The following is a 9,567-nucleotide window of genomic DNA, read 5'->3' as shown; positions in this document are numbered from 1 at the left end:
CAGGATGGTGGTGTTCATGATGGTGGTGTTCATGGGGAAGCTCCTTCGGGGGTAGACGCCCCGTCCGGCCCGTGGAGGGCTGGGTGTGCCCGTGGGGGTCGGGCAGCGTAGGGGCGTGGGCACCACGTCGGGGGCGCTCATCTGGGTGGAAAGTCTGTGGGGGGTTCCCGGCCGGGGCCTGCCGCGTGGGGCGGTGGCCGCTCGTGCCGGGGTCAGGTGTAACGACCGGGGGTCCGGGGTCATTCCCGCCGGGGGTGCGGGGTCGGCCGGGGTGCTGCTGCGGTCGTACCGGGGTGTAACGACCGTCGGTGCCGGGTCATTCCACCGGCGGCCGGGGCGTCGGACGGCCCGAGGGTGCTGCTGCGGTCGTACGCAGGGTGTAACGCCGGGGGCGGGGTGGGGATTCCGGCCCGGGGGTGCCGCCGGTCACGGCGACCGGGGTCGGACCGGGCGATACCGGACAACCGTCGCACCGGCACCTACCGCCCACCCGGGACGGCCTGGTCGTCACGGGGTGATCCGGGACTCGACCTTCGCGGCGCAGGCGGTCACCAGCGACCGGGCGTCCAGGCCCAAACTCTCGATGGCGACCAGGGCGGTGAAGACCACGTCGGCCAGTTCGGCGGCCACCTCCGCACGGGTGTGGGTGACCCCCTTGCGGGGGTTCTGGCCGAGCACGCCGATCCAGGCGCCGGCCGCCTCCCCGGCCTCCTCGCTGAGCTTGAGGATGCGGCAGGTCAGCTCGGTCTGGTCGGTGCCGTTGGTGGCGTCCAGCCAGGCGCGGGCGGCGCGGGCCGCGTTCCAGATCACCTCGTCCACCCGCCCAGTGAACCGGACGGGGGTGACGATCCGCGCCCGGGGGCCCTCGGCGGCGTACCGGCAACGGTCGGTGCCCGCCGGACCGCAAGGTCCGACGGGCACCGGGTACCGCAGGGGTTCCGGGTCAGCGGGTCATGCCGAACCGGTGGCGACGCCGCCAGCCGAACGCGGTGAGCATCAGCACCACACCGGCGCCGACCAGCCCGCCACCGACCTTCAGCGGCGTGCTCAGGTTGTCACCGGTCACCGGCAGGTGCGGGTGCGGCTTCTTCTTCGGCAGCACGGTGATCGTCGTGCTGGCCGTACGCCCAGAGGTGCGCCCGGTCGCCGTGAAGGTGATCCGTCCGACGTCGCTCGGCCGGTAGCTCACGGTGAAGTTGCCGTTCGCGTCCGTCTGCGCCGTGAAGTGCCGCGGCGCGGGCTGCGGCTGCGAGTAGTCCACCTTCACCATGGCGACGGTGGTGCCGTCGCTGCGTCGGGCCGGCGCCTGCCCCGGCACGGCCGCGGCGAGGGGCACCACGGTGACGTCGATGTCGACGATCTCGTTCGGCCCGAAGCCGGTGCCGGTGAGCACCACCGTCTCGCCGAGGAAGATGGTCGTCGGGTTGGCCGTCAGCGAGGGCGTGACGGGCGGGTACGGTGGCGGCTGCGGCGTGCTGTCGGCGGGTGGCTGCGGCTGAGCAGCCCCCGCGGCGGTCGGCACGGCCACGATGGCCAGACCGACCGTCAGCGCCATGAGAATGCGGGATAGCCGCATGATGGTCTCCTCCTACTGTTTGCAGCTAGGTGCGGGAACTACTTGGGTGGTCCATGGGGTGGCGGTCGGTGTGTGCCAGAGTTCGGCGGTGCCGGTGGTGTTCCTGCCGGTCAGCAGGTCCACGTCGAGGGTCCGGGTGGCGCCGGGAGCGACGTCGACGGTGGCGATGACCACCTGCCGGCGACGTTCGATCCCGCTGCCCAGCGGGGTCGGTTTTCCGTCGACCCGGGCGCTGAGCACCGTGCCGCCCGCCGGGCTGTAGACGGAGATCAGGGTCCGGGCCGTGTACGGGTCGCCGGCCATGCCGAGGCCGAGCACCGACTTGGCCAGACCCGAGTCGGGGGCCGAGGAGTGCAGGGTGAAGCGCAGCTTGAGCTGCCGCCGCCCCTCGTCGGCGCAGTCGCCGGTGGTGAGGGTCGCCGTCGGCCGTAGGTAGTAGCCGAGCTTCGCGCCGCTGCCGTCGTTGAGGAAGACCCCGACGGTCGGCGTGGCCTCCTGTTCGGGGAGCGCACCGGCGAGCCGGGTGTCGGCGAAAGTCCGCTGTTCCGTGGATCGGGCACTCCAGAACAGTATCCGTCTTTCCGTGATGGAGCGGTCCAAAGCCGACAAAAGCACTCTTGGGTTGACCTTCTTCGTGAGGAAGGCGTCGAACACGGCGGAGGCCGAGGCGGCGAAGAAGGCGTCCTGCCCGGTGTCGTCGCGGCCCTGGTAGGCGTCGCTGAGCAGGGTGCGCACCACCTGGTTGCTGACCAGGGTGGCGTCGCCGGGCACCTGCACCGGGCCGGTGGCCTGGAGCAGGTAGGACAGCATCACCGGGTCGACGGTCAGCACCCCGTCGACGGTCACCCCGCTGTGCCGCCGGTACATCTCCCGGTAGAGCTTCGCCGCGGCGGGGAAGTTCGGGCTCAGGTTGACGTCGGCCGGGTAGATGCCCGGCAGGTCGGTGTAGAGCCGACGCACCTCCTCGTCCACCCGCAGCGCCGGGGTGAACCGCCCGAACTGGGCGCTGGTGCCCTGCTCGCGCATCCGGATCCGCCCGTCGTCGGCGTGGATCACCGCGTACGCGCCGAACATGCCGCCGGTCGCGCGCAGCTCGGCGAGGTTCTGCGAGAGCAGCAGGTAGCTGCGTGGTCCGTCCGCGCCGAGCAGGGCGGGCAGCACCCGGGCACCGCGGTCGGCCGCTCCGGTCAGTCCGGCCAGCCGGTCGATCTCCCCCCGCAGCTCGGTCAACGCCGTACCGAGCTGGCTGACCAGGTCCTCGGCGGGTACCGCGTCGAGGCCGGCCCGGGACCTGCGCACCGCGGCGTCGGCGGCGGTCAGGTCCGCCGAGGCGGCCCGCAGTCGGGCCAGGTCCAGCCGCCCCTCGGTCGGCACCAGCGTGGTCAGGTCGGTGCGCAGCAGCGCCGGGAACGCCTCCCGGGCCAGGTCGTCGATGGCCACCGCGATGGTCCGGACGGCCGCGACGTCGTCCCCGGCGTACGGGGCGTGCCGGGCGAGCGCCCACCCGGGGTCCCCGGTGGCGGTCCGGGCGGCCCCGGCCTGCTCCTGCAACGCCGCCAGGGTGCGCTGGGCCCGGTCGAGGTCGCCGCCGAGCACCTGGGTGCTCAGCTCCCGGGCGAGCCCGGCCGCGTTGACCAGGTGGGCGCGCGCCTGCCAGCCACGGAACCCCACCCAGCCGGCGGCACCGAACAGCACCGACCCGACGACCAGGCAGACCAGCAGGGCCCGACGGACCCGTCGCCGGGTCCGCCGCCGCAGTCTCCGTCGGCCGCTGCGCGACCTACCGCTCTCCGCCACCCGCTGCTCCGCTCTCCCTTTCGGGCGATATGACCGTTCATGAGCTTTGTAGCACGACAAATACCACTGTCAGGCTTTTACCGAATTTTCGTACTTGGATTAGTTCGCGCGGTATTGCCCGGTGGTCACCCGGGGGGACGCCACGTCCCGCAGCAGCGACTCGATCCGGTCCACCCCGGCCCGCAGCGACATCTCCCGCAGGTAGGTCTCCCGCCCCCGCCGCCCCATCTCCGCCCGCGCGGGCGGTGGGATCGTGCTGGCCAGCCAGAACCGGTCGGCCAGCGCGGCCCAGTCCTCGGGCGGGCAGGACAGGCCGGCCCGGGCCCGCTCCACCAGTGCAGCGGTGTCGCCCCCGGCCGAGGCCACCAGCGGGGCGGCACAGGCCAGCGCGGACTGCACCTTGCTCGGCACCGTCCCGTTCAGTTCCGGCAGATCCCGCAGGGTCACCAGCTGGTAGTCGGCGGCGGCGTACAGCTCGGGCATCTCCCCCGGCGACCGCCGGTCGAGGAACCGCACGTTGCCGGCCCCGAGTTCGCCGGCCAGGCCCCGCACCCGCCGCTCCTGCGCCCCGGAGCCGACCAGCACCAGATCCATCCGGTCGTGCAGCGCCGCGGCCGCCCGGACCGCCGTCTCCAGGCCCTGCCGTTCGCCGATCGTGCCGGCGTGCATGACGACGCAGCGCGCGTCCCCACGGACCAGCGCCTGGGCGGCCCGGCCGGCGCGCACCGGTTGGAAGATCCGCTCGTCGGTCCAGTTGGGCACGGTACGCACCCGGTCCCCGGAGACCCCGTCGGCGAGCACCAGGTCCCGCATCGAGGGGGCGGTGACCGCCACCGCGTCGGCCGCCCGCAGCACCCGGCGCATGGTGGTGGTGATCCGGCCGGGCCGCTGCGGATCGGTCGCGACCTCCCCGGTCCAGAGATCCTGCACGTGCAGCACGGTGGGCACCCGGCCGAGCAGCCGCAGCAGCCCGGCGGCGGCGAAGCTGGTCGCGGGGAACTGGAAGACGTAGAGCACGTCGACGCCGGCCAGGTACCGCCGTCCGGCGAGCGCCGCGCTGCCGGCGAAGGAGAGGTAGCCGGCCATCCGGGCGGTGGGCGAGGCGTCGCCGCCCGCGTAGCGGGGCACCCGGCGTACGGTCAACCGCTCGCTGTGGGTCACGTGCCGCCAGCGCTGCCGCCACCCGGGATAGACGTGGCCGCCGGGATAGTCCGGGAAACCGGTCAGCACCCGCACCTCGTGTCCGCGCCGGGCCAGCTCCTCGGCGAGGCTGCCGGGGATGAACGCCGGTTCCGGCGGGAAGTGGTACGACAGGATTCCCACCCTCATCGCCGCGCTCCCCTCCGCGTACCGTCGGCGGGTCGTCGACCGACGCGGTCGAGGGCCGGGGGGCGACGGCGCACCGCCGCCCCCGACCCGCGGGCCGCCGTCGCCGCCCCGCCCGTGGCGGGCGGGGCGGGACGGACGGACGGACCCGCGGCGGCACTCATCGCGGCAGCCGGGTGAGTTCCTGCGTCCGGTCGCTGGCCGGGTGCAGCCCCTGCTCGTCGCGGTGGGCGGCGGTGGCGCGGTCGGCCGGCACCGATGCCGGCGACGCGGTGGCGATCCGGTACGCCTCGTACTGGTAGGCGTCCGCGCGGGCCACCTTGGCCATGTTGAGCACACACCCGAGCAGCCGCACCGACACGGAGTGCAGGGACCGGGCCGCCGCGGCGGCCTGGGCGCGCGAGGTACGCCCCTGCTGGGTGACCAGCAACGCGCCGTCGGCCTGCACGGCCACCACCACGCCGTCGGTGACGGCCAGCAGGGGCGCGGTGTCGATCACCACGAGGTCGGCGGACTCGCGCAGCGACAGGAGCAGGTCGGCCATCGACTTGGACCCCAGCAGCTCGCTCGGGTTCGGCGGGGTCGAGCCGCTGGGCAGCACCAGCAGGGACTTGTCGCCCCAGCGCTGCACCACGTCACCGACCTGGACGTCGCCGACGAGCACGTCGGTGAGCCCGACGCCGCCGTCGACGCCGAGATAGTCGGCGACCTTCGGGCGGCGCAGGTCGGCGTCGACCAGCAGCACCCGCCAGCCCGCCTCGGCCAGCGCGATCGCCAGGTTGCAGGACAGGGTGGTCTTCCCCTCCCCCTGCAACGCGCTGGTCACCGCGATCACCCGGGCCGGCTCGTGCACGTCCACGAAGCGCAGGTTGGTCCGCAGCTTGCGGACCGCCTCCGCACGGGCCGACGTCGCCGCCTCACCGACGATCAGCGGCGCCGACTTGGCCGCCTGGTCGAACGGGATGTCGCCGAGCAGTGGGCTGCCGGTGGCGCGTTGCAGGCCGGCGGCGTCACGCAGCCGTACGTCGACCATGCCGCGCAGCACGGCGAGCGCCACGCCGAGCAGGAGCCCGACCAGGACGCCGAGGGCGAGGTTGCGGTTGGGCTGCGGGGAGACCGGGCTGGCGCTGACCCGGGGGCCGCCCACCACCTCGATCCGGGTCGGTCCGGCCTTGCCGTCCGACGTGGTCTCGATCTTCTTGACCAGCTCGACGAACTTGGCCGACAGGGCCTCGGTGACCTTCATGGCCCGGGTCTGGTCGGTGTCGGTGACGCTGGCCCGCAGCAGCACGGTGCCCGGTTCGGTGGAGGTGGCGACCCGGCGCTGGATGTCGTCGGCGGTGAGGCCGAGGCCGGAGTCGGCGACCACGGCCTGCGCCAGGCGGTCGCTGCGCAGCAGGTCGGCATACGACTTCACCCGCTGCTGGAGGAAGAGTTCGCCCTGGTAGGCGTTGCTCACGCCCTGGTTGGGGGCGGTGACGAAGAAGGTCACCGAGGCCACGTAACGGGGCGCCGTGCGGACCGTGACCAGCGCCGCCGAGCCGACCGTCAGCATCAGCGTGACCAGGACGATCCACCAGTGTCGGCGGACCAGGCGCAGGCAGGTGCGGACGTCCATCACGCCCTCCGTTCCGGCGGAACGGCCAGCTGGTGAAAAAGCACGAAGTCTCCCTAGGTTCCCATAACGCCGTGAGAGTATCTAAACGCAGCGAGTAGCCCTTTAAGTTGCAAAAACAACGTATACGATGCAAACCGCTTGCCAGTGCCGAATCCTCGCAATCACGGAACAAAACGCAGAGGACGCCAATGAACCACGTAGACCCCCGGCCCGACGACGACCCCAGCCAGCGGCGCGACTGGGTCACGCGACGCGCGAAGGCCCTGTCCTTGCTAACGCTCGACACCGCCTCCTGGTGCGCAGGTTTCCTGGTCGCCTCCTGGGCCCGGTACGAGTTCGGCATCACCCCCCGGCAGTGCGCCCTGGCTCTCGGCGCCGCCGGCGTGTGCGCGGTCATCCACGCGGCGCTCGAACAGGTCCGGTTCACCGCCCGGGGCCGACACCCGGTCGGCAGCGTCGGCGAGGCCCGCGACCTGGGCGGGACGGTCGTGCTGGCCGCCGCCGTGGCGCTGGCCGCGCTGCTGCCGATGGCCGAACGACCCATCCCGGCCAGCGTGCCGATCCTCGGCGCCGCCGTGGCGTTGCTGCTGATGGGGACCGGCCGGGTCACCTACCGGTGGCGACGCGACCGCGACGCCCGGCCCGCCCGCTCGGCCGACCGGACCCTGATCTACGGGGTCGACGCGGCCAGCGAACGCCTCGTCCGGGTGCTGCTCGGCGACCCGACCAGCGGATACCTGCCGGTGGGGCTGCTCGACGACGACCCCGAACGGCAGGGGCTGCGGGTGGCCGGGCTCCGGGTGCTCGGCGGCCGGGAGCAACTGATCCAGGCCGTCCGCGCCACCCGGGCCGGCACGGTGATCTTCTCGATCAACGGCTCGGACGCCGAACTGATGCGCGACGTCCGCAGCCGCACCCTGCAGGCCGGCGCCGCGTTCAAGGTGCTGCCGCCCGTACGCGAGCTGCTGGACCGCCCGGTCACCGCGCACGCCGTCCGCGACCTGCAACTCACCGACCTGCTCGGGCGGGCCCAGCGGGTGGCCGAACTACCCGTGGAGCGCAACGGGCTCGCCGGACGCCGGGTGCTGGTCACCGGGGCGGGCGGCTCGATCGGCTCGGAGCTGTGCCGGCAGATCGCCCGCTGCGACCCCGGCGAGCTGATGATGCTCGACCGGGACGAGTCGGCGCTGCACGCGCTGCAGATGTCCCTGCACGGCCGGGCGCTGCTGGACGGGCCGGAACTGATCCTCGCCGACCTGCGCGACGCCGACGGGATCGCCCGGATCATCGCCGAACGGCGGCCCGACATCGTCTTCCACGCCGCCGCCCTCAAACACCTCACCCTGTTGCAGCGGCACCCGGGCGAGGCGGTCAAGACCAACGTCCAGGGCACCCTCAACGTGTTGGAGGCGTGCCGCGACGTCGCCGAGTTCGTGAACATCTCCACCGACAAGGCGGCCAACCCGATCAGCGTCCTCGGCTACTCCAAGCGGATCACCGAGCGGCTGACCGCGCACTACGCCGAGCGGTACGGCGGGGCGTTCCTCAGCGTCCGCTTCGGCAACGTGCTCAGCAGCCGGGGTTCGGTGCTCACCGCGTTCCAGGCCCAGGTCCGGGCCGGGCTGCCGATCACCGTGACCCACCCGGACGTGACCCGGTACTTCATGACCGTGCAGGAGGCGGTGCACCTGGTGCTCCAGGCCGCCGTCGTCGGCCGGGGCGGGGAGGCGCTGGTGCTGGACATGGGCGAGCCGGTACGCATCGCCGAGGTGGCCCAGCGGCTGGCGGCCGAGGCGGCCCAGCCGCCCGAGATCGTCTACACCGGCCTGCGCCCCGGGGAGAAGCTGCACGAGGACCTGTTCGGCGTCGACGAGATCGACAGCCGGCCGCTGCACCCGCTCATCTCCCACGTCCGGGTCCCCGCGCTGGACCCGGCGGACCTGGCCGGGCTCGACCCGTACGGCGAGCCGGAAGAGCTGGTCAAACGGCTCGCGGCCTGCTGCGACGACCGCCTCGTCCGGGTCGACGACACCGCCCGGTTGTCCACCCTGCCGTCACCACGCTGAACCTACCGTCCGCCCGGCGGCACGCCGGGCGGACGGTGGTGGGCGCTCAGCGGTGCCGGCCCGCGTCGTCGTCCCGCCCGTCCGGTTCGGTCTCCTCCAGCGCCTCGGTGACCGACCCGGTCAGGTCGTCACCCGGCACCGCGACCGCCTCGGCCCGGTCCTGCTCGTCGGGGCGGCCACCGGGTGGGGGCTGCGGCGCGGTGGCCCCGCCCGCGAAACCGTACTCGTTCGGCTCGTCGTGCCGGCTCATAGGGGAATCCTTCCCGTCACGTTCGGTTCGTGCCCTGCTGGCCCCCGGTGGGGGTGTGCTCGGCTTACCCACGTCCGGGGGTCGGTAGTCGGCGGCGCGGTGGGTGGGGGCGCGGTGGACGCCGCCGCCGCGTTCAGCCCGGCGGAGAGCAGGTGACGCAGCACCACGACCGCCGCCGCCGTCGCCAGCGCCGGCCAGCTCCGGCCGCCGGCCAGCCGGAGCAGGCCCGCGGCGACCAGCAGGTCGAGCAGGACCCGCAGGGCGGTCCGCCAGGACCGGGTGGTCAGCAGCGCCACCGCGCCGACGCCGAGGGCGAGCGCGCTCACCCCGGTGGCCAGCAGCACCGCGACCCCGGTCATCGGGACGGCCCGCCACCGTCCCCGGCCGGGACCGGCTGCCGCTCGGGGTGCGCCCGGTCACCGGCGTCCACCTGCCGCTTCTCCTGGGCGATCTCCCGGCGCAGGACGACGTTCAGCGCGGTCCGGATGGTGGCGATCGCCGCTAGCTGACCGAGCTGGGCGAAGGTCGGCGACACCGCGGTCCGCAGGATGTCCGCCGCGAGCTGGAACTCCAGGCCGAGGGTGAGGAACCGGCCGAGGGAGAGCCGGATCGGGGTGAACACGGCGGCGCTGCGGTGCCGCAGCCCCTCGACCACGAACCGCAGCGCCGCCCAGAGCGCGCCGACGACGATGACGGTCGCGCCGATGGTCTCCACGACCCCCACCACGACCGCGTCGCCGTGGTGCAACAGCTCGTCCAGGCTCACCGGGTGGCGTTACCCGCCCGCACCCCGGCTAGTCGACGGTCAGGACAGCTCGCGCACCGCCTCCAGGATCAGCCACAGGCCGCAGATGGCGAAGAGCACCGCCGCGCCGTACCGGATGGTCCGCTCCGGCAGGTGCCGGCCGAGCAGCCGGCCGACCAGGATGGCCAC

The 9,567-nt window shown here is 73.6% G+C and carries 9 protein-coding genes and 1 pseudogene; 1 reads left to right on the top strand and 9 read right to left on the bottom strand.

Annotated features, from left to right (window positions below):
- Positions 1-507 precede the first annotated feature (507 nt).
- The 5 genes from ACOJTC_RS19210 to ACOJTC_RS19190 all read right to left on the bottom strand — a co-directional run bounded on the left by ACOJTC_RS19210 (position 508) and on the right by ACOJTC_RS19190 (position 6,317).
- A complete protein-coding gene (locus ACOJTC_RS19210; RefSeq protein ID WP_420117921.1) occupies positions 508-819 on the bottom strand; it encodes a MazG-like family protein in 312 nt (103 codons plus the stop codon).
- A gap of 124 nt (positions 820-943) precedes the next feature.
- Positions 944-1,576: a hypothetical protein gene (locus ACOJTC_RS19205; RefSeq protein WP_420117920.1), complete on the bottom strand. Its 633-nt coding sequence runs from the start codon at positions 1,574-1,576 to the stop codon at positions 944-946.
- Positions 1,577-1,588: 12 nt separating this feature from the next.
- Positions 1,589-3,373, bottom strand: a complete 1,785-nt coding sequence (locus tag ACOJTC_RS19200) for a DUF4012 domain-containing protein (RefSeq protein ID WP_377686372.1) — start codon at positions 3,371-3,373, stop codon at positions 1,589-1,591.
- A 99-nt stretch (positions 3,374-3,472) separates the two neighbouring features.
- Positions 3,473-4,702, bottom strand: a complete 1,230-nt coding sequence (locus tag ACOJTC_RS19195; protein WP_420117919.1) for a glycosyltransferase family 4 protein — start codon at positions 4,700-4,702, stop codon at positions 3,473-3,475.
- 157 nt (positions 4,703-4,859) lie between these two features.
- Positions 4,860-6,317, bottom strand: a complete 1,458-nt coding sequence (locus tag ACOJTC_RS19190) for a polysaccharide biosynthesis tyrosine autokinase (RefSeq protein ID WP_420117918.1) — start codon at positions 6,315-6,317, stop codon at positions 4,860-4,862.
- Between the two features lie 188 nt (positions 6,318-6,505).
- Here ACOJTC_RS19190 and ACOJTC_RS19185 point away from each other — a divergent pair, with 188 nt between their 5' ends.
- Positions 6,506-8,383 (top strand): polysaccharide biosynthesis protein, encoded by a 1,878-nt coding sequence (locus tag ACOJTC_RS19185; protein ID WP_204922860.1) that lies wholly within the window; start codon positions 6,506-6,508, stop codon positions 8,381-8,383.
- Positions 8,384-8,429: 46 nt separating this feature from the next.
- On the opposite strand, the gene ACOJTC_RS19180 is transcribed toward ACOJTC_RS19185, so the two are convergent.
- The 4 genes and pseudogenes from ACOJTC_RS19180 to ACOJTC_RS19165 form a co-directional block, all read right to left on the bottom strand.
- The gene (locus tag ACOJTC_RS19180; RefSeq protein WP_204922861.1) at positions 8,430-8,633 is read right to left on the bottom strand and encodes a hypothetical protein; all 204 of its coding nucleotides are present in this window, start codon (positions 8,631-8,633) and stop codon (positions 8,430-8,432) included.
- The gene (locus tag ACOJTC_RS19175) at positions 8,630-8,992 is read right to left on the bottom strand and encodes a hypothetical protein (RefSeq protein WP_420117917.1); all 363 of its coding nucleotides are present in this window, start codon (positions 8,990-8,992) and stop codon (positions 8,630-8,632) included. The genes ACOJTC_RS19180 and ACOJTC_RS19175 overlap by 4 nt, the downstream gene beginning before the upstream one ends.
- Entirely contained in the window at positions 8,989-9,399 is a 411-nt protein-coding gene (locus ACOJTC_RS19170) for a DUF1622 domain-containing protein (protein WP_420117916.1), read from the bottom strand. Before ACOJTC_RS19170 ends, ACOJTC_RS19175 begins: the two co-directional genes overlap by 4 nt.
- A gap of 39 nt (positions 9,400-9,438) precedes the next feature.
- A pseudogene (locus tag ACOJTC_RS19165) lies at positions 9,439-9,567 on the bottom strand (UPF0016 domain-containing protein); the annotation flags it as partial.

Origin of the sequence: Micromonospora sp. (assembly GCF_048594385.1) — a bacterium.
Classification (GTDB): domain Bacteria; phylum Actinomycetota; class Actinomycetes; order Mycobacteriales; family Micromonosporaceae; genus Micromonospora; species Micromonospora wenchangensis.
This window is presented reverse-complemented; position numbering and strand designations above follow the sequence as displayed.

What these genes read in the sequence shown, in the direction of transcription:
- ACOJTC_RS19175 (WP_420117917.1), bottom strand. Translation starts at nt 8,992, where the DNA reads ATGACCGGGGTCGCGGTGCTGCTGGCCACCGGGGTGAGCGCGCTCGCC.
- ACOJTC_RS19180 (WP_204922861.1), bottom strand. Translation starts at nt 8,633, where the DNA reads ATGAGCCGGCACGACGAGCCGAACGAGTACGGTTTCGCGGGCGGGGCC.
- ACOJTC_RS19195 (WP_420117919.1), bottom strand. Translation starts at nt 4,702, where the DNA reads ATGAGGGTGGGAATCCTGTCGTACCACTTCCCGCCGGAACCGGCGTTC.
- ACOJTC_RS19190 (WP_420117918.1), bottom strand. Translation starts at nt 6,317, where the DNA reads ATGGACGTCCGCACCTGCCTGCGCCTGGTCCGCCGACACTGGTGGATC.
- ACOJTC_RS19205 (WP_420117920.1), bottom strand. Translation starts at nt 1,576, where the DNA reads ATGCGGCTATCCCGCATTCTCATGGCGCTGACGGTCGGTCTGGCCATC.
- ACOJTC_RS19185 (WP_204922860.1), top strand. Translation starts at nt 6,506, where the DNA reads ATGAACCACGTAGACCCCCGGCCCGACGACGACCCCAGCCAGCGGCGC.